Below are 18713 nucleotides of genomic sequence, written 5' to 3'. Positions count from 1 at the left end.
ACCTCAGGCCTTTGGCGTCTTGGGGGTGCGCGGGGCACGGGGTTTCTTCAGCAGCGCAGGCTGTTCGGCCTCGCTCAGCGGTACTGTCTTCGGCTTGCTGATACGTCGCGGCTTGGGTGCGGCCTGGGGCTGCACCTGGGCCTGTGCCTGCGCCTCGGCTTCGGCCAACTTGCTGGCCATCTTCCAGTGCCGCTCGTGCTGACCATGCGGGCGCCCTTCGGATTCCCAGATCTGGAAGGCAAACTCGCGGATACGCTGTTCATCGATGCTCATGGCGTGGCTCCTGTGATAACGGGGTGATGCGAAGCAGGTTGAGCGGAAACGCGGCCAATGCCGCGCTGAGCGCTACGCCCTGATCGGTGGTGGCCTGGCAGTCGCCGAGCAGGTCGGTGACCTGCCGGCCGCGCAATTCTTCCGGCAGCACGACGCTGGTATTGCCCCAGCGCTGCGGAGGCACGTGCGGCACCTGCTGCTCGCCGAGCAGACCCGCCGCCAGGCGCGGCACGATGACCAGCAGGTGCTCGTCGCCCTGGCTGCGCAGGAAGGCCAGCACCTGGGCGGCGTGCTCGCCGGTGACGCCAAGCGGGCGATAGCTGCCCTGGCTGAACAGTTGCGGGCGCTCGGCGCGCAAACTCAGCACCTGATGGATCAGCCACTGCTTGATGCGTCCGTCCTGCCAGCTGGCCAGCCTGGCCGCCGGATCGTCCTCGGCCTGCAAGGCCGCCAGTCGTGCGGGGAAGTCCACGGGGCGGCGGTTGTCCGGGTCGACCAGGCTGAAGTCCCAGAATTCGCAGCCATGGTAAAGGTCGGGCACACCGGGCGTGGTCATGCGCAACAGGCACTGCACCAGACCGTTCAGGGCGCCGGCGGGCGCGACCTCGGCCACGGCATCGACCAGTTCCTGGCGCATGGCCAGCCCTGCGGGCTCGCATAGCAGGCGTCGCAGGAAGTCGGCGCAGGCCGCTTCGTAGTCTTCGTTCGGTGCGCTCCAGGCGCTGTTGAGCTTGGCCTCGCGCAGCGCCTTGCGCTGCCAGCCGAGCAGACGCTGCAGGTAGGCCTGCAGTCCGGCCTGATCGTCGGCTTTCAGCTCCAGTGGCCAGCTGCCGATCAGTGCCTGATAGAGGATCGCCTCTTCGCCGCCGTCCGGCGCCTGCTGCAGCTCGGCGCTGCGCAGCGGTTGTGCGAGGCGATGCCAGTGTCTGACCCGTTCGGCGAACCAGGCGGCGCGCTCGCTGAGCACGGCCAGGCGTGCGCGGCAGTCTTCGCCGCGCTTGTGGTCGTGGGTCGCGGTCGCCAGCAGGTTGAGCGGGTGCTGCGCCGCGCGTTCGGCGCAGGCCTGGTGAAAGCGTTCGACACTGGCGCTGAAATGCTCGGCATCGAAGCCCACGTCATACCGCGACAGCAGCACGCCGGCGCGATACAGGGCGGTGTCTTCGACGGCCTTGGCCGCCACCGGCGAGGTCAATTGCTGGAAGCGCGTCAGCGCCTGGGCGCGAAGGCGCCGCGCACGGCCTGGGGACAGGGTGCGCAGCGAGGCGCCGCCAAGCCAGTCGTCGAGATGCGGCAGCATCGGCCAGTCAGCCTCGGCCAGGGTCTGCCGGGCACCGTCCAGTGCCTGCTGGAAGAAGCGCTGGTCCTGCTGCGAGCGGCCGCAGGCCTGGGCGTAGGTGCGATATACCGGGAAATGCACGATCAGCTCGCGCAACGCGCGGCGGATGGCGCCGAGGGTCAGGTCGCGCGTGGCGATGTCGTGGCGCGCGACGTGCAGCAGGCGCTGGGCGACTTCCTCCAGATCCCCGGCCAGCGAGCCCTCCAGCACCAGGCGGCGCGCCTGCTGAATCTCTTCCTCGAAAGCCGCCGGGCGACCGCTGAGCGTCTGCCACAGCTCGCTGAGCGGCAGCTCGCCATGCGGGTCGTGCTGCAGCAGCGACACCTGGTTCATGAATTCGTAGCCGGTGCTGCCGTCCACCGGCCATTGCTGCGGCAGCTGTTCGCCGGCACCGAGGATCTTCTCCACGAAAATGGGGAAGGGCACGTCGCCGCGCAACTGGCGGATGCGCCGGCGCAGGCGGCTGCAATAGGCGCGCGGGTTGGCCAGGCCGTCGATATGGTCGATGCGCAGGCCGTCGATCAGGCCGCGTTCGATCAGCTCGAAGACCTTGGCGTGGGTCTGTTCGAACACCTGGCGATGCTCGACGCGCAGCGCGCCCAGCTCGTTGATGTCGAAGAAGCGCCGCCAGTTGATGTCGTCCGCCGCGGTGCGCCAGCTGGCCACGCGGTAGTGCTGGCGCTCGAGCAGCGCATGCAGACGCTTCTGCGCCGCTTCGTCAGTGCCCTGAAAACCGTCGAGCAGCGGCGGGACCTGGTGTGCCTGGGCGGCCAGTTCGGCGCACAGCTGCTCGGCCTGAGCGCGGCGGTCGGCGATGCTGCCCAGACGGGCGAAGCGCTGGCCCAGCTCGCGCAGGCCGGCATCCTCGCTGCCGCGCAGAATGATGGCGTAGCTGGGCGGCGTCAGCGGCAGGCGATGCTCGAAGTGCTGCGCATGGAAGCGCCCGCGCTCGGCATCGAAGTGCAGCTGCAGGGTACCGTCGCGCAGCGCCTCGCCATAGTCGCTACGCAGGAAGGGCACCAGCAGCTGGCCGCTGAGCAGCGGATCATGGGATTGCCACTGGATGTCGAAGAAGCTCGCGTAAGGGCTGTCCTGCCCCCATTCCAGCACGTCCAGCCACCAGGGGTTGCCGTCGCCACCCACCGCCATGTGGTTGGGCACTATGTCCAGGATCAGCCCCATACCGTGGCCGCGCAGGGTTTCCACCAGTTGCAGCAGCGCGGCTTCGCCGCCCAGTTCGGGGTTGATGCGGCTCGGGTCGATCACGTCGTAGCCGTGCTGCGACCCGGGGCGCGCAGTTAGAATCGGCGAGGCGTACAGGTGGCTGATGCCCAGCTGCGCCAGGTAGGGCACCTGGGCTGCCGCGTCAAACAGGGTGAAGTCCTTGTGCAGCTGCACACGCAGCGTGGCACGCAACTCAGTCATCGTCAGTCTCCCGGCGTGCGCCGTCGAGGGCGGCCAGACGTGCGCTGGTGGCCGGCTGCTCCAGCAGTTCGCCGACCGCCAGCGGATAGCGCCGCCGCCAATTGGGGTGGATATCGCCGGGGCCGGGCAGGTTGGGCTGCTGCTCCAGGCCGCAGGCATCCTCCAGCGGCAGCAGGGCCAGGGGCGCCGGCGTGCGGCCGACCTGTTCGATGCAGGCTTGCAGGCAGGCGTCGTCATCACCGCCGCTGACCATGCCCTGGCGTTCCAGCAGCTGGCGCAGCGCCACGCGTTCGCCGGCGCGCTCGGCGTGGTCGCCTTCCAGCAGCTCGGCGTCGCGCTGCCCGGCACGCACCCGCCATTCCAGGTCGCGCCCGGCGAGCCAGCCCTTGATCGTCGGCAGGTCGTGGGTGGTGGTGGTGGCCAGGGCATCGGCGGGCCAGCGTGCGGCCGGGACGAAGCCGAGGTCGTCCTGCTCGAACAGCAGGACCCGCGTGCCGAGGATATTGCGCGCGGCGAGCTTGTCACGCAGGCCCTCGGGCACGGTGCCGAGGTCTTCGCCGATCACCAGCGCACGATGGCGATGCGACTCCAGCGACAGCAGGCGCAGCAGATCGTCCAGCGGGTAGCGCAGGTAGGCGCCGTGTTGCGACTCCGCGCCCTGGGGGATGACCCACAGCCGCTGCAGGCCCATCACATGATCGATGCGGATGCCGCCGGCGTGCGCCAGGTTGGCCTGGAGCATCTCGATGTAGGCGCGAAAGCCGTGCTGACGCAGGCCCTGCGGCGAGAAGGCGGCGACGCCCCAGTTCTGCCCCTGACGGTTGATGATGTCCGGGGGCGCACCCACCGTGACGTGCGGCAGCAGTTCGTCCTGGCGCGACCAGGCCTGGCTGCCGGCACAATCGGCGCCCACCGCCAGGTCGGCGATCAGGCCGATGCCCATGCCGGCGCCGCTGGCGCTGGCCTGGGCGGTTTCCAGTCCGTGAGCGGTCAGCCACTGGCAGAAGGCGTGAAAGCGCAGCTCATCGCCATGCTCGACGGCAAAACGGGTCACCGCACCGAGGTTGGGGCTGCGCAAGGCTTGCGGCCAGGTGCGCCAGTCGCCGCTGGCGCCCTCGCGCAGGCGCTGCGCATGGATGGCCTCGAAGCAGCAATGCTGCTGCAGCGCGTCGCCGCCGGCGGTGCAAAACGCCTCGAAGCGCGCCTGCAGCTGCCCGGGGTCGTGGCAGAAGTCCCTGTACAACTGGCGCAACAGGCGCTGACGGGTAGCGGCCACCGCCGGCCAGTCGATCAGCTCCAGCGCTTCCAGGCGGCTCATTTCGCTGTGCAGCCCGGCGACCTCAATGGCGTGCCTGACGCGCTGCTCGCCCAGCAGGGTGACGGGGGCGGCGTACAGGGTGTTGAAGAACAGGCGGCTGGATGGCGAGTAGGGGCCGTAGCTTTGCAGATCGGCGCTGAACTGCGCATGCACCGGGCTCAGGGCGATGGCATCGGCGCCGTGATTGGCCGCATGCCGGGCCAGGTCCGCCACGGCCAGTGTATCGCCCAGGCCGCCGTCACCGGCACGGCGCAAGCCGTAGAGCTGGGCGGTCAGCCCCCAGATGCGCGGTTTGCCGCACAGCTCGGGTACCGACATGCAGGCGGCAGGCGCGACGGCGAGCCGGTGCCGGGTATCGCGAATGTCGAGCTGGTAATAGCCGGGTAGTGCTTGCGCCGGCAGGCGGCCGTCCGCATCGAGGCGGCCCTCGCTGACGTTGCCCTGCTCGTCGGTGAGCCGATAGGGGCTGTGCGCCGGGTACAGGCTCAGCGCCAGAGGCTGCCCCTGATCCTGCAACAGCAGGGCGGCGTCCTCCGGCAGCGCCTGGCGCTGTACCAGCGAGTTGAGGCTTTCACGCATCTGCTCGGGACTTTGCGCCGGGTAGCCCAGCGCCTCGAGCAGGTTGCGCTGGGCTTCCGGGGTCACGCTCTGCGGCTGGCCGTGGGCGTCGATCCAGTCGATGCTGAGGTCCGCGGCCTGGGCCAATTCGGCCAGTAATCGATCGCTCATCGGGCGGGCTCCAGGGTGACCAGGGCGCTGCGCGCCGGCAATTGCGCCTGGCGCAGGTCGGCGTCGTCGATGCGCAGGCTGTACAGGCGTTCGCCGTGCATGGCCGTCGTCGGCAGGGGCACGGCGCTGGTGCCCAGGTTGACGGCGATGCTCAGCGCCGGGCCGTTGCCAAGTCGCCAGCGCGCCAGTACCGCGCCATCGCCGAGCACCTGCGCACCGAGGCTGCGGGCCTGGTGCAGGCCTGACAGCAGGCGGCTGTGGCGCACCTGCAGCAGGCCGCGATAGAACGCCAGCCACTCGCGCTGCTCGGGCTCCAGCGCCGGCGCCAGGTCCGGCAGCGAGCGCTGGAAACTGGCCTCGGCATTGGGATCGGCGATGGCCTCGCGGCTGTGCGCCGAATTGAACTGGGAAAAGTCGGCGAACTCGTTGCGCCGGCCCTCGCGCACGGCATTGGCCAGCTCGTCGTGGTAATCGGTGAAGAACAGGAACGGCCGCTTGCTACCCCATTCCTCACCCATGAACAGCAGCGGCACCATCGGGCACAGCAGCAGGAGCACGGTGGCCGCCTTCAGCGCATCGCTGTCGGCGAGCAGCGTCAAACGTTCGCCGAAGGCGCGGTTGCCCACCTGGTCGTGGTTTTGCAGGAACAGCACGAAGGCGTGCGGCGGCAGGTCGGCGCTGGGCTCGCCGCGTGGCTGGCCGTGACGATTGACCTGGCCCTGGTAGACGAAGCCCTGCTCCAGACAGGTGGCCAGCTTGCGCGTCGGCGCCTGGGCGTAGTCGGCGTAGTAGCTTTCGTTCTCGAAGGTGAGCAGGGCATGCAGGGTGTTATGGCCGTCGTCGTTCCACTGCGCATCGAAGCCGTCGCGCAGCAGATGCGCGGCGTTGTGCTCGTTCTCCAGCACCAGGTGCACCTGGCGCCCTGTCGGCACCGCCGAACGCACGCGCGCCGCCAGCTCCTTGAGGAAGTCGTCATCGTCGATGGCGTGCACGGCGTCCAGGCGCAGGCCGTCGACGCGGTAGTCGAGCAGCCACATCAGGGCGTTCTCGCAGAAGAAGTCGCGCACCTGCGGGCGGCTGAAGTCGATGGCGGCGCCCCAGGGGGTGATGCGCTCCTCGTGGAAGAACTGCCGCGCGTACACGCCCAGATAGTTGCCGTCCGGGCCGAAGTGGTTGTAGACCACATCGACGAATACCATCAGGCCGTAGGCGTGGGCGCTGTCGATCAGCTGCTTGAGTTCCTCGGGGCTGCCGTAGGCGTTGGCCGGAGCGAACGGCAGCACGCCGTCGTAGCCCCAGTTGCGCGTGCCGGAGAAGGCGTTGAGTGGCATCAGCTGCAGGGCGGTGACGCCCAGGTCGGCCAGGTGCGGCAGGTGCTCGATGACCTGCCGGAAGCCCCCGAACAGACCGACGTGCAACTCGTACAGCACCGTCTCGTGCCAGGGCCGCCCCTGCCATTCGCGGTGCTGCCAGGAGTAGGCGGCATGATCGACCACCTGACTGAAACCATGTACGTCCTCGACCTGGCGGCGCGAGGCCGGGTCCGGGACCGACCACTGACCGTCGATGCGGTAGCGATAGCGGGTATCGGCCGGGCATTGCAGCAGCGCGACGAACCAGCCGTCGTCCTCGGCCTGCATCGGCAGCAGCCCACCGTCCTGCAGTTCCACTTCCACCTGGCGGCTGCTGGGTGCCCAGAGGGCGAAGCGCACGCGTCCATCGGCCATTGGCCGAGCACCATGGCTGTACATCAGCACAGCGCCCGACGCGCGCTGACCGGGCTCAGCAGGCGCTGGAACAGGCGGTCATAGGCCTGCACCGACTGGCGCCAGTAGAGCGGGGTGCGCATGGCCTGGCAACGCATGGCCTCCAGCAGTTGCGGATGTTCGAAGACCTGCAGGGCGCGGTCGATGGCCTGGCGATAGGCAGCGGCGCAGGGCGCGTCGAAGAGGAAGCCGCTGACGCCATCCTCGATGGTGTCCGCCAGGCCGCCGGTGCAGCGCGCGATGGGCAGCGAGGCATAGCGCTGGGCATACATCTGGCTGAGACCGCAGGGCTCGAAGCGCGACGGCATGAGCAGGAAGTCGCTGCCGGCGTACAGGCGCCGGGCGTCGCTCTCGTTGAAGCCGATGTGCACGCCGATGCGGCCGCGGTGGCGCCTGCCGAGGTCGGCCATCGCTGCTTCCAGGGCCGGCTCGCCCTGGCCGATCACGCCGATGCGACCGCCACGGGCGACGATGTGCTCGGCCACTTCCAGGGTCAGATCGATGCCTTTCTGATGCACCAGGCGCGACACCACGGCGAACAACGGGCCGTCGGCATCGAGGTTCAGCCAGCGCCGCACGTACTCGGCATTGGCCTGCTTGCCCGCCCAGTCGCCGACGCTGAACCCCTGCAGCAGGTGCGGGTCGCTTTCCGGGTGCCAGCTTTCGTCGATGCCATTGGCGATGCCGCTGAGCTGGTTGCCCAGCACCTTGGCACGCAGCAGGCCGTCCAGGCCGCAGCCCTGTTCCGGCGTGGTGATCTCCCAGGCATAGCGGCGGCTCACGGTGGTCACGTGCCGCGCATAGGCGATGCCGGCCTTGAGGAACGACAGCTGGCCGTAGAACTCCAGACCGTCGACGCCGCAGGCCGCCTCAGGGATCGCCAGCTCGCTGGCGCAGCGCATGTCGCACAGGCCCTGGTAGGCCAGGTTGTGAATGGTCAGCACCGAGGGTGCGGCGACCTGGCGCCAGGCCATGTAGGCCGGCGCCATCGCCGCGGGCCAGTCATTGGCATGCACCAGCTCCGGGCGCCACTGGATGCCGGCATCGCCCGCGGCGATTTCCGCCGCGGCCAGGCCGAGGCGGGCGAAGCGGATGTGGTTGTCGGCCCAGTCGCGGCCGTGGGTATCCACGTAGGGCGAACCATCACGCTCGTACAGGGCGTGGTTGAGCAGCACGTAGACGATCAGCCCGTCGGCCAGATCCATGCGGCCGATCTGGCAGGGCGGCAGCGCGGCGATGCCGGGCACCTGCCCGACGATGCGGATCGGCCGCCCGCTGTTGACGATCTGTCGGTAGCCAGGGATCAGCAGACGCATGTCGTGCTGGGGCGACAGGGCACGCGGCAGCGCGGCGGAAACGTCACCGAGCCCGCCGCACTTGATCAGGTCGGCGAACTCCGAGGTCACGAACAACACGCGCTTTCGCTCGGGGTGTTCGCTGTGCATCTGCAGGGGTGGTCTGGCTGCTGAGCAGAGCTCGGGCGTGGACGGAATATGTGCGGAGGCTGCAGCACTTGCCATGTCTCTCTCCAGATGGGGGTGTGATCCTGAGGACGACTCGCCAGGGGGCGAGAGCCTGGGGGGAACCGACGAGAAATCGGCAATTTCCCCTTACCCTTTTCCTGACGGGGCGATGGCCACAAAGGTTCGACCTTTTTTTTACTGGGCAAGCGCAGCGTGAAAGGTTGAACTTTGCTCGCCGCAGACCCTTCCACAGAGCTCAACAGGCAAGGTCGAGGAGAACGACAGATGCATAGCGTCGAGCAGGTGGTTAATTTTCTCAGCAAGTACAAGCTGCGCCTGGCCACTGCCGAGTCCTGTACGGCGGGCTTGATCAGCTCGCTGGTGGCGGACGTGCCCGGCAGCGGCCAGGTGCTCGACTGCGCATTCGTCACCTATTCGCCGCAGGCCAAGCAGCGCTGCCTGGGGGTAAACCCGGACACCATCGAACGCTTCGGCCTGACCAGCGAGGAGGTGGCACGAGAGATGGCACTGGGTGCGTTGCAACGCAGCGACGCCGACATCGTCCTGGCCAATACCGGACTGGCGGAAGCGGAAGGGGAGATGGATGGCGTGCAGTGCATCGCCTGTGCGATTCGCCTCGAGCAGCACCAGGGCATCGTCAGCGAGACGGTGCAGTTCAGCGGAGAGCGCAACGAGGTCCGCGAGAAGGCAGCGCGCTACGCCCTGACGCAGCTGTCCTATTACTACGAACGCCTGCGCCAGGTCTGACGGCGAAGGCGCTGCCGGACCGCAACGGCGGCCCGGCAGGGGCTTGATCACTGCTCCGGCAACTGACCGTTGAGCTGCTCGGCGCGCTGCAGATGCTGCTCCAGCTTGGGCAGGGTTTCGCGAGCGAAGGCGGCGATTTCCGCGTCGTCGACATTCACCCCACGACGGAACAGTTCGATGGATTCGCGATGTGCGACCACCTGATTGTTCATGTAGGCCTTGTCGAAGCTGGCCTCACCGCGCATTTTCAATACCAGGGCCTTGGCCTGGTTGAGCAGCTCGGCATCGTCGGAGACTTCCAGGTCCTTGCTCTTGGCCAGATCGGCCAGTTTCTGATTCGCCTGGCGGTGATCGTCGATCATCATCTGGGCAAAACCCTTGACCGCTTCGTTCTGCGATTTCTCCAGCGCCAGCTTGGCCGTTTCGATCTCGGCGACGCCCTTGGCCGAAGCCTCCTCGACGAAATCTTCGCTGCTGATCGATTGCGTCTGATCGGCGGCCTGCAGGTTGCTGACGGCGCAGATGGCGAAGGCGGCAGCGGCCAACAGGGCCAGTGGTTTCAATGCAAGCATGGTGGTTCCTCCTGGGTATGTGTTCACAGGGGTAGAAGGCCCAGACGAAGGCGAAGTTCAGGACAAATTTGCCCCAGCGAAACCGCGCCAGCCCAAGCGAGCCGGCTGCAAGCCGCTGGCTACGAAGGAAAATTCAGGTCGAACGAAGCAGCGCCAGCCCACCTCAAAAATTATCCGTAGCGACCCTCGTCGCCTGCGTGGCCGCCATGCCTGGCATGGCCACCGACAAATCAAGCGCGCGGCCCTATGCGTGCCCCCAACAGCCGGGAGTAGCCCATGAGCAAGCAACCGAACCCCACCGAGCAGAGCCAGATGGCCGGCAGCGATACGCTCGACCGAGGCAACAGCAACGCCAAGCTCGAACAGCTGGACCAGTTCCGCGAGGACGCCACCGGTGAGGCGCTGACCACCAACACCGGCGTGCGCATCGCCGACAATCAGAACAGCCTGCGCGCCGGTGAGCGCGGCCCGACGCTGATGGAAGATTTCATCATGCGCGAGAAGCTCACCCACTTCGATCACGAGCGCATTCCCGAACGCGTGGTGCACGCGCGCGGCTCGGCAGCCCACGGCTACTTCGAGGTCACCGATCCGGCCACCGACCTGACCTGCGCCAACTTTCTCAGCGAAGCCGGCAAGCGCACTCCGGTGTTCGTGCGTTTCTCCACCGTGCAGGGGCCGCGTGGTTCGGCCGATACGGTGCGCGACGTGCGCGGCTTTGCCGTGAAGTTCTACACCGAGGAGGGCAACTTCGACCTGGTGGGCAACAACATGCCGGTGTTCTTCATCCAGGACGCGATCAAGTTCCCCGACTTCGTGCATGCGGTCAAACCCGAACCGCACAACGAGATCCCCACTGGCGCGTCAGCCCACGACACCTTCTGGGACTTCGTCTCGCTGACCCCGGAGTCGGCGCACATGGTGCTCTGGACCATGTCCGACCGCGCCATTCCCATCGCCTATCGCTCGATGCAGGGCTTTGGCGTGCACAGCTTCCGCCTGATCAACGCCGAGGGTCAGAGCAAGCTGGTGAAGTTTCACTGGCGGCCCAAGGCCGGGGTCTGTTCGCTGGTATGGGACGAGGCGCAGAAACTCGCCGGCAAGGACCCGGACTTCCACCGCCGCGGCCTGTGGGAAGACATCGAGCGCGGTCTTTACCCGGAATGGGAACTGGGCCTGCAGGTGATGGACGAGGAAGACGCACAGAGCTTCGGCTTTGACCTGCTCGACCCGACCAAGCTGGTACCCGAGGAGCTGGTGCCGGTACGCGTGGTTGGGCGCATGGTGCTCAATCGCAACCCGGACAATTTCTTCGCCGAGACCGAGCAGGCGGCGTTTCACATTGGTCACGTGGTGCCGGGCATCGACTTCAGTAACGACCCGCTGCTGCAGGGCCGTCTGTTCTCCTATACCGACACCCAGCTGCTGCGCCTGGGCGGTCCCAATTTCAATGAAATCCCGATCAACCGCCCGCTGTGCCCGTTTCACAACAACCAGCGCGACGCACCGCACCGTCAGCAGATCAATCGCGGCCGAGCTTCCTACGAACCGAACTCGATCGACGGCAACTGGCCGCGTGAAACGCCGCCGGCGCCCAGCGCAGGCGGCTACGCCTCCTATCCCGAGCCAGTGCACGGCACCAAGATTCGCGTGCGCTCGCCCAGTTTCGCCGACCACTTTTCCCAGGCCACGATGTTCTGGCGCAGCATGAGCGAGACCGAGCAGCAGCACATCGTCGATGCCTACAGCTTCGAGCTGTCGAAGGTCGAGCGCCTGTACATTCGCGAGCGCCAGGTGAAGGAAATCCTCGCCCACATCGACCCGCTGCTGGCGCTGCGCGTCGCGCAGAACCTGGGCATCGACCTGGACAGCACCGAGACGCCGACGCTGGAAGGCAAGGCGCAGGTTTCCCCGGCGCTGAGCCAGATGAATCTGCTGCCTGGCGATATTCGCGGACGCCGTGTCGCCATCCTGCTCACGCCCGGCTGCAAGGCCGACGAGGTCGGCAGCCTGAAGAAGATGCTGGAAAGCGCTGGCGCCGTAGCCAAACTGCTGGCGCCCTCGGCGGCAGCCCTGAAGGATTCGGACGGCCAGCCCATGCAGCCTGACGGCAGCTTCGCCACGGAGCCTTCGATCACCGTCGACGCGGTGTTCGTGCCCGGTGGCGAGTACGTGCTCAAGGCACTGCAGGATGACGGCGTTGCCAAGCACTACCTGCTGGAGGCCTACAAACACCTCAAACCCATCGCACTCAGCGGCGATGCCACTCAGCTTGCGGTCATGCTGGGCCTGCAGGAGGACGACGGCATGCTCTGCGGCGACGCCTTCGACCCGCTGTACATGCGCTTCGAGACGGCGCTCAAGCAGCATCGCATCTGGGCACGGGAGGCACGCGCCAAGAGCATCCCGGCTTGAGCAAGCAAAGGCCCCGGCCTAGCGCTAGCGTTGTTCAATTAAGGTTGCACACGTTTTGCTCCCCTCTCCCATTCATCGGAGAGGGGCTGGGGGAGAGGGCCGAAAACACCGCGAAACCGACGATTTCCCCTCCCCAAAAAGACGAGGGGACTGATCGTGTTCGACCGTTTCTTATGTGAACAGTATTACGGCCTAGCGCGGCTTTCCGTCGCCAGGCCCAGTTTTCTGCTCGGCCTGCGTCCCGCTCGAGGGGCGTAGCGGCACCGGCGCATCGAGCAGCGATCCGGGATCTTCATTGCCTGGGTCGTCCAGCGTCGCCTCGTCGGCGCGTGCCACTGGCGTTTTCGGAGTGCTGACCGGCGTTTCATTTTTCATATCGGGAGGCTCCAGGCTGGTTGTTCTGGCCCGCAGTCGAGCAGGCAGTTTCAATAAGCTGTACAGCATCGATATTTCATAAGTGCTCCATATTGGATCTGTATAAGAATAGCGTTGCACCAACAAGGAACAACTTCATAAAAATAACTGCGTTCTGAATATCTGATCAGACTGAAGAACATATCGAACGGTCATTTGCCATGTTGAGCATGACCGTTATGGCCCCGTGGGCCGGCAACGACCCAGGCGATCAGGCCAACAAGGGGAAATATCCAGATCAGCAATGCCCAGAGTGTCTTGCTGCCGACACTTCGGTTACTGCGAAATACGCTGATGATTGCCCAAAGATGCAGCACTACGATAAGCGCAGCCACGGCAATGGAGAGATAGATCATCGAGTCCGGCATGACGGGCCTCCGGCGAATGGCGTCATGCATGTCGACAGCCACCCCGATCATTCGCTCAAACAATCGGGGTGCGACGAAGTAAGGCAGGATAAAGACTGGAAATACCACCCGAGTACGCCATAGGCGGCTAGAAGGAGTGATTGGATCTGATCACTTCGATCATCATGTTAGAGGGTCTTTCCGCTGCTCGAGAACGCAGCGGCGCATGCTGAACATCGCGACAGGTGAAGATCGAGCGGCTGAACTGGAAATCCTGTTCTGGCCCTGCACTTGTCACCTTGTCCTTGCCGCAATTCTCGCAAGGTTGATCGCTGGGCGCTTGGCTACGAACCTGATAGCAGTTGGTGTCGATCTCCTGCAGCGAACGCTGGGCATTCTGGGTACCGGAGGGCGGGAAAATGGCCGCGGGCTTGAAGGGTTGCCAGACCAGAAGGACCACCAGGCAGGTCGCCCCCGCTACGTAGGGCCACTCGTACATCAGCTGGTGTCGATAGGGCATATGCCTTCCGATCCATCCCATCAGATCTTCGGGCTTGTCCCGAAGCGTTGCCGAATCCTTGCATCTGGGCACGTGCATATCTCCTCATTCCTTGGTGAGCTTTCTCATGGCCCACAAACGGGAGCTGCGCGTACGGAATATCGGTTCGCGCGAATAGGTGGGCAATTGCATGGCGCTGCAGTGTTTTACCGCTTCGCTTATCGATGCCCCATCTTCGTCCAGGGTCATATCGAAATGAATCAGTCGGATCACCTCCTGGGTGGAACAACTCCCGTCCAATACGCGGACCAGTTGTCGTTCGTTATGGGCGACGGTCAGCACGATGCTGCCATCCGGCCGTGGCGTCATATCAACTTCATAATTGCACAGCGCCGATCTAATACTTTCCAAGTCATGTTTCATGAGCATCTCCTTGATAGCACTCATGAACCATAGCGATGTATGCAGTTCATACCAACGGCTGGGACGATTAGTAAAAAAAAAATTCAAATTGACATCATTTACTCAAGTTATACAACTAGCGGGCCGCTTGGGGGTAACTTTAAAGAGGCGTGCGCCGTTTAAAGTACGGTGCTGAGTTTATTGTTTGCCGACAGCACTTTGCGCCAAGGCAATAAGTTCACGGGTTCGCACTGTCAGAAAAAATACCTTGAACCAAAATGGCGCCACGCTTTCACCGAAACGCCCGGCGGCTGGCGGCAAAACTGAATAAAAGTTTTACAAGTAGTTAGCGCGCACGAAGCATGCGCTAAAGGTAACTCTTGACGTTTTCGCGCACTTGACGGCGCCAGATGCGCGTCAACCAGCGCCAGCTGATCCAGCCGGCGGCGGCCAGATAGACCAGACTGTCCGGTACCCACATCAGCAGGCCGGCCAGCTGCTGGTCGGCCAGGTCACGGGACTCGCCATAGAAGGGCGCATTGCCGAAGGTCAGCAGGGCGCCGAGCAGGCCGGTATGCATCAGCGTCAGGAGGATGGCCATCAGCGCGTGCGGCACCTGGCGCGGATTGGCGCGCAGGCAGGACCACCAGAACAGCCAGGCGCTGAACAGAAAGCAGGCGTGCTCGATGGCGTGCCACCAGGTGTTTTCCAGCGCCAGCATGTACAGGCTCGGGGTGTGCCAGATCCAGATCATCGCCCCGTGCACCATCGCCAGCGCCACCGGATAACGGCCACTGCGCAGGATCGCGTCATTGACCGGCGCCACCCAGCGGGCGAGCACCGCGCGCCACTGTGGCAGGGGCCGCGCCAGCGCCCAGAGCGGCGCGATGACGATCATGAACAGCATGTGCTGGACCATGTGCATACTGGTGCTGGTTTCCGCCCAGTCATCGATGGGGCCGAACACGGCTAGCACGGTGATGATCATCGCCAGGTGCATCCACAGCGCCTCGCGCCCGTGCGGGCGGACCTTGCGACAACCGATGATGTACAGCAGCCAGGCGGCGCCCAGCAGCAGGGCACTCAATAGCAGCGGCAGGCGCTCGTTCAGGTGCAGATGACCGTCGAGCAGGCCGTGGGCGGCAGCAGCGCCGGGGAGCAGGAGCAGGGCGAGGGCGATCACAGGCATGGCGGCAGACTCAGGATTGGGATGGCGACGAAGACGGTGGCGATGGCGCCGACCAGGTTAACGCCGGCGGCGAGACGGGCGACGAAACGTTCGGGCGGGCTGGCGCGGTCTTTTCTGCCGGCAAGCTGAAACAGCCGCGCCAGGCCGAGCAGGGCGAGCGCAGTAAGCAGGCTGAGCACTGCCAGCGATCCGTTCAGCCAGGTCCACTGGCCCTGTTCCGGCGCTGGCGGCAGCCACGCACAACCTACCGACAGGCCGCCGTAGATGGCTACGAACCAGATGCTCCAGAGCACCAGCCCGAGCGGGATATGGACCGGGTTGTAGGGGCTGCGTAACGGCTGCATCACGCACCTCCGAAGGTGGGCGGGAACAGCACCACGCTGAAGTAGGTGATCCACAGCACGGCGAGGTTGTATTGCCACAGTTGCTGCACCACCAGCGGCTCATAGGGCGTGCGCTTGCACACGTAACCGTAATGCACGCGCAGCGCCTGCAGGGCGCTGAGGATGGCGGCCAGCACGCCGTTTACCAGGCTGTAGCCGAGCATCACGGTGATCACCGCATCATGTGCAGTGGCGCGCGGTGCCAGATCTCCGGCCAGCATCGTCCAGAGCAGCAGGGCCGCGTGCAGCGCGCCGAGCAACGCCACGCCGGCAAAGCAGGTGATCAACGCGCTCGGTTCGCCCTGGCCGCGGCGCAGACGATTGAGCACCGGCTGCTGCCAGAACACCGCGATGCTGAGTGCCACGGCGCTGGCCAGCAGCAGGCGCTGGTCGATGACAGGATCATCCGGCACCAGCCAATTGGGCGACACCGTCCACAGGTAGAACCAGCCGAACAGCAGCGACAGGTACAGGGCGCCGTTGGCCAACAGGGTCACGCCCATGCCCCACAGGCCCGGACCGTCGCAGGTGCGCGAGTGCAGCGGCGGCTCGCCCGGTTGTACCCGCGCATCCGGCGCCGCCAGCGGGTGCGCGCCGTTTTCCCAGCTCCAGCGCAGCAGCACCGCGACTGCGACGATGCAGGCGGCCAGGGCGACCCAGTAGAACTTGCTCAGCAGCCCCAGGCACATGATGGCGATGAACGCCGACGCCGCGAACGGCAGCCAGCTGTTGCCGGGCAGATGCACGATTTCCCGCACCTTGCCGGTCAGCGGCTCGACGCCCCAGGTTTCGCGGCGGCCGTGGTCGATCACGGTGAGGGCGAACTCGCCATTGTCGATGCGCTCGCCCAGATCCGGGCATTCCCACATCGGATGACGGGTGCGCACCGGCGGCAGGCTGACGAAGTTGAAAGCGCTGGGCGGCAGGTGCGTGCTCCACTCCAGGGTGTCGGCATCCCAGGGATTGATCGGCGCTTTCTGGCCGAAGCGAAAATGCAGGACGATGTCCAGCAGCACCGTGGCGATCCCGATGGCCATGATGAAGCTGCCCACCGAGGAGATCAGGTTGGGCAGGTCCCAGCCCAGGCCCGACTGGTAGGTGTAGATGCGCCGCGGCATGCCCATCAGCCCGGTCCAGTGCATGATCAGGAAGGTCAGGTTGAAGCCGATGAACACCAGCCAGAAGCCCCATTTGCCGAGACGCAGCGACGGCATGCGCCCGGAAAAATGCGGCAGCCAGTAATAGATGCCGGCCAGCAGCGGGAAGAACATGCCGCCCACCAGCACGTAGTGCATGTGCGCCACCACGAAGTGGGTGTCGTGCACCTGCCAGTCGAACGGCACCAGGGCCAGCATCACGCCGGTCAGGCCGCCGCAGACGAAGATCACCAGAAAACCCACCAACCACAGCATCGGCACGTGGTAACGCGGCTTGCCGACCCACAGCGTGGCGATCCAGGCGAATACCTGGACGCCGGTGGGGATCGCCACCAGCATGCTCGCGGCGGAAAAGAACGCCTGCGCCAGTTGCGGAATGCCCACGGTGAACATGTGGTGCACCCACAGGCCGAAGCTGATGAACCCGGTGGTGAGAATCGCCAGCACCACCCAGCGATAGCCCACCAGCGGCCGCTGGCAGAACACCGGCAGCAGGGTCGAGACGATGCCGGCCGCCGGCAGGAATATGATGTACACCTCCGGATGGCCGAACAGCCAGAACAGGTGCTGCCAGAGAATCGGGTCGCCGCCGCGCGCCACCTCGAAGAACGGCATGCCGACGGCGCGCTCCAGCTCCAGCAGGATGCTGCCAAGAATCAGCGGCGGGAAGCCGACCACGATCATCATGGCCATGACCAGGATGTACCAGGCGTAGATCGGCATCTTGTTCAGCGCCATGCCTTCGGCGCGGGTACGCAGGATCGAAACCACCAGCTCGACGCCGGCCGACACCGCGGAAATTTCCACGAAGGTGATACCGATCAGCCAGAAATCCGAATTCGGCCCCGGCGTATGCACCGCGCTGGACAGCGGCGTGTACATGAACCAGCCGGCCTTGGGCGCGATACCCAGCAGCAGGCTGGCGCAGAGGATCAGCCCGCCGAACAGGTAGCACCAGTAGCCCAGCGCCGACAGGCGCGGGAACACCAGGTCACGCGCGCCGAGCATCTTCGGAATCAGGTAGACCGCCAGGCCTTCCATCATCGGTACGGCGAAGAGGAACATCATCACCGTGCCATGCATGGTGAACACCTGGTTGTACATGTCCGGCTCGAGGAACTGGTAGCCGGGTATCGCCAGCTGCGTGCGCACCAGCATCGCCAGCAGGCCGCCGAACAGGAAGAAGCCTAGCCCGGTGAGCATGAAGCGAATGCCGACGGTGGTGTGATTGACGATGGTCAGCGACTTCCAGCCGCGCGGGTTGCCCCAGACATCGTTGAACTGATCGTGCAGTTGCTCGGGGTCGGCAACCCCTGGGTTGTTTGGTTCGCTCACGGGTGCAGGGTCTCCAGCCAGTCGGCGATGGCACTGAGGTGGTCAGGGTCGAGATCGTCGTGCAACGGCATGGCGTTGCCGGGCTTGAGCCGCTGGTGCGCCTGCAGCCAGCGCAACAGCGCACCCGACTCATTGTTCAGGACGCCGGCGCCGAGCATCGAGCGCGCGCCGATATCGCTCAGATCCGGGGCACGATCGCCTTCGCTGACGCCCGCCACGCGGTGGCATTGGCCGCAGCGCGCGGCGAAGGCTTCGCCGGCAGGACCGGGCAGGGCGGCGGCCTGCCAGTCGCTGCGGGCCTGCAGCCAGTTGGTGAAGTCCTCTTCCTCATGGGCCTGCACGTCGAGGATCATGTGCGTGTGCTGGGTGCCGCAGAACTCCGAACACTGCCCGCGAAAGGTGCCGGGGCGGTCGGCTTGCAGGCGGATGCGGTTTTCCCGGCCGGGGATCATGTCGATCTTGCCACCCAGGCGCGGCACCCAGAACGAGTGGATGACATCGGCGCTGCTGACATCGAGGTCCACCGGGCGGCCGACCGGCAGGTGCAACTGGTTGGCGGTGACCACGCCGCTGTCCGGGTAGCGCACCTCCCACCACCATTGATGGCCGATCACCTCGATGCGCAGCGGTGGCTCGTCCAACGGCAGGGGCAGCATGCGATGGCCGATGGGAATGCCGAATGCCAGCAGCACGACGATGCTCAGCGTCGGCAACAGCAGGCCACCGCCCACCAGCCAGCGCAGCGTCAGCTGGCGTGCCCGCGCGGCATCCATTTGCGGGGTCTTGCGGCGCATGGCGTGCACCCACAGGGCCGTCACCACGATCAACACCAGGGTGGCGAAGGCGCACATCGCCCACCACAGGATCGCTACTTCGCGTGCCATCGGCCCGGCAGGGTCGAGCGCCGATTGCGGGCCCTGGC

Annotated in this window: 16 protein-coding genes; 2 read left to right on the top strand and 14 right to left on the bottom strand. The window is 65.7% G+C overall.

All coding sequences use genetic code 11. From position 1 onward, the window contains the following. Positions 1-3 precede the first annotated feature (3 nt). From BLS61_RS15830 to glgA, 5 genes are read right to left on the bottom strand one after another with little or no spacing between them, the layout of a single operon-like run. Positions 4-273: a DUF2934 domain-containing protein gene (locus tag BLS61_RS15830; protein ID WP_090432394.1), complete on the bottom strand. Its 270-nt coding sequence runs from the start codon at positions 271-273 to the stop codon at positions 4-6. Further along, complete coding sequence (locus BLS61_RS15825; protein WP_090432392.1) at positions 260-3034, bottom strand: malto-oligosyltrehalose synthase; 2775 nt, start codon at positions 3032-3034, stop codon at positions 260-262. Before BLS61_RS15825 ends, BLS61_RS15830 begins: the two co-directional genes overlap by 14 nt. After that, on the bottom strand, positions 3027-5081 hold the full coding sequence (gene malQ / locus BLS61_RS15820) for a 4-alpha-glucanotransferase (RefSeq protein ID WP_090432390.1): 2055 nt from the start codon (positions 5079-5081) through the stop codon (positions 3027-3029). Before malQ ends, BLS61_RS15825 begins: the two co-directional genes overlap by 8 nt. Then, a complete protein-coding gene (gene treZ, locus BLS61_RS15815; RefSeq protein WP_090432388.1) occupies positions 5078-6808 on the bottom strand; it encodes a malto-oligosyltrehalose trehalohydrolase in 1731 nt (576 codons plus the stop codon). Before treZ ends, malQ begins: the two co-directional genes overlap by 4 nt. A gap of 23 nt (positions 6809-6831) precedes the next feature. Continuing rightward, positions 6832-8367, bottom strand: coding sequence for a glycogen synthase GlgA (gene glgA, locus BLS61_RS15810; RefSeq protein ID WP_090432386.1), 1536 nt, complete (start codon positions 8365-8367; stop codon positions 6832-6834). A 228-nt stretch (positions 8368-8595) separates the two neighbouring features. Between glgA and BLS61_RS15805 the strand changes: the two genes are divergently transcribed. Continuing rightward, entirely contained in the window at positions 8596-9078 is a 483-nt protein-coding gene (locus BLS61_RS15805) for a CinA family protein (protein WP_090432384.1), read from the top strand. Positions 9079-9125: 47 nt separating this feature from the next. Here the strand turns inward: BLS61_RS15805 and BLS61_RS15800 are convergent, their stop codons facing one another. Next, a complete protein-coding gene (locus BLS61_RS15800) occupies positions 9126-9650 on the bottom strand; it encodes a DUF4142 domain-containing protein (RefSeq protein ID WP_090432382.1) in 525 nt (174 codons plus the stop codon). 276 nt (positions 9651-9926) lie between these two features. On the opposite strand from BLS61_RS15800, the gene katE reads away from it, so the two are divergent. Beyond that, positions 9927-12065 (top strand): catalase HPII, encoded by a 2139-nt coding sequence (gene katE / locus BLS61_RS15795; RefSeq protein ID WP_090432380.1) that lies wholly within the window; start codon positions 9927-9929, stop codon positions 12063-12065. A 192-nt stretch (positions 12066-12257) separates the two neighbouring features. On the opposite strand, the gene BLS61_RS23900 is transcribed toward katE, so the two are convergent. The 8 genes from BLS61_RS23900 to coxB all read right to left on the bottom strand — a co-directional run bounded on the left by BLS61_RS23900 (position 12258) and on the right by coxB (position 18675). After that, on the bottom strand, positions 12258-12566 hold the full coding sequence (locus BLS61_RS23900) for a hypothetical protein (protein WP_244157967.1): 309 nt from the start codon (positions 12564-12566) through the stop codon (positions 12258-12260). A gap of 65 nt (positions 12567-12631) precedes the next feature. Beyond that, complete coding sequence (locus BLS61_RS15790) at positions 12632-12847, bottom strand: PLD nuclease N-terminal domain-containing protein (RefSeq protein ID WP_090432511.1); 216 nt, start codon at positions 12845-12847, stop codon at positions 12632-12634. 127 nt (positions 12848-12974) lie between these two features. After that, positions 12975-13424, bottom strand: coding sequence for a hypothetical protein (locus BLS61_RS15785; RefSeq protein WP_244157966.1), 450 nt, complete (start codon positions 13422-13424; stop codon positions 12975-12977). Positions 13425-13430: 6 nt separating this feature from the next. Next, a complete protein-coding gene (locus BLS61_RS15780) occupies positions 13431-13748 on the bottom strand; it encodes a hypothetical protein (protein ID WP_090432378.1) in 318 nt (105 codons plus the stop codon). A 346-nt stretch (positions 13749-14094) separates the two neighbouring features. After that, entirely contained in the window at positions 14095-14916 is an 822-nt protein-coding gene (locus BLS61_RS15775; RefSeq protein WP_090432376.1) for a cytochrome c oxidase assembly protein, read from the bottom strand. Further along, positions 14907-15260, bottom strand: a complete 354-nt coding sequence (locus BLS61_RS15770) for a hypothetical protein (protein ID WP_090432374.1) — start codon at positions 15258-15260, stop codon at positions 14907-14909. The genes BLS61_RS15775 and BLS61_RS15770 overlap by 10 nt, the downstream gene beginning before the upstream one ends. Continuing rightward, positions 15260-17791 carry a cytochrome c oxidase subunit I gene (gene ctaD / locus BLS61_RS15765; protein ID WP_090432371.1) on the bottom strand — a complete coding sequence of 844 codons (2532 nt, stop codon included), beginning with the start codon at positions 17789-17791 and terminating at the stop codon, positions 15260-15262. The genes BLS61_RS15770 and ctaD overlap by 1 nt, the downstream gene beginning before the upstream one ends. Next, complete coding sequence (gene coxB, locus BLS61_RS15760) at positions 17788-18675, bottom strand: cytochrome c oxidase subunit II (RefSeq protein WP_090432507.1); 888 nt, start codon at positions 18673-18675, stop codon at positions 17788-17790. Before coxB ends, ctaD begins: the two co-directional genes overlap by 4 nt. Positions 18676-18713: the final 38 nt, after the last annotated feature.

The sequence above is a fragment of the Ectopseudomonas guguanensis genome, from assembly GCF_900104265.1.
Classification (GTDB): domain Bacteria; phylum Pseudomonadota; class Gammaproteobacteria; order Pseudomonadales; family Pseudomonadaceae; genus Aquipseudomonas; species Aquipseudomonas guguanensis.
The sequence above is the reverse complement of the archived record's forward strand: the minus strand, read 5'-3'. Positions and strand labels throughout refer to the sequence as shown.

Coding starts and splice junctions, on each gene's coding strand:
- BLS61_RS15830 (WP_090432394.1), bottom strand. CDS start 273: ATGAGCATCGATGAACAGCGTATCCGCGAGTTTGCCTTCCAGATCTGG.
- BLS61_RS15825 (WP_090432392.1), bottom strand. CDS start 3,034: ATGACTGAGTTGCGTGCCACGCTGCGTGTGCAGCTGCACAAGGACTTC.
- malQ (WP_090432390.1), bottom strand. CDS start 5,081: ATGAGCGATCGATTACTGGCCGAATTGGCCCAGGCCGCGGACCTCAGC.
- treZ (WP_090432388.1), bottom strand. CDS start 6,808: ATGGCCGATGGACGCGTGCGCTTCGCCCTCTGGGCACCCAGCAGCCGC.
- glgA (WP_090432386.1), bottom strand. CDS start 8,367: ATGGCAAGTGCTGCAGCCTCCGCACATATTCCGTCCACGCCCGAGCTC.
- BLS61_RS15805 (WP_090432384.1), top strand. CDS start 8,596: ATGCATAGCGTCGAGCAGGTGGTTAATTTTCTCAGCAAGTACAAGCTG.
- BLS61_RS15800 (WP_090432382.1), bottom strand. CDS start 9,650: ATGCTTGCATTGAAACCACTGGCCCTGTTGGCCGCTGCCGCCTTCGCC.
- katE (WP_090432380.1), top strand. CDS start 9,927: ATGAGCAAGCAACCGAACCCCACCGAGCAGAGCCAGATGGCCGGCAGC.
- BLS61_RS15790 (WP_090432511.1), bottom strand. CDS start 12,847: ATGCCGGACTCGATGATCTATCTCTCCATTGCCGTGGCTGCGCTTATC.
- BLS61_RS15785 (WP_244157966.1), bottom strand. CDS start 13,424: ATGCACGTGCCCAGATGCAAGGATTCGGCAACGCTTCGGGACAAGCCC.
- BLS61_RS15780 (WP_090432378.1), bottom strand. CDS start 13,748: ATGAAACATGACTTGGAAAGTATTAGATCGGCGCTGTGCAATTATGAA.
- BLS61_RS15775 (WP_090432376.1), bottom strand. CDS start 14,916: ATGCCTGTGATCGCCCTCGCCCTGCTCCTGCTCCCCGGCGCTGCTGCC.
- BLS61_RS15770 (WP_090432374.1), bottom strand. CDS start 15,260: ATGCAGCCGTTACGCAGCCCCTACAACCCGGTCCATATCCCGCTCGGG.
- coxB (WP_090432507.1), bottom strand. CDS start 18,675: ATGGCACGCGAAGTAGCGATCCTGTGGTGGGCGATGTGCGCCTTCGCC.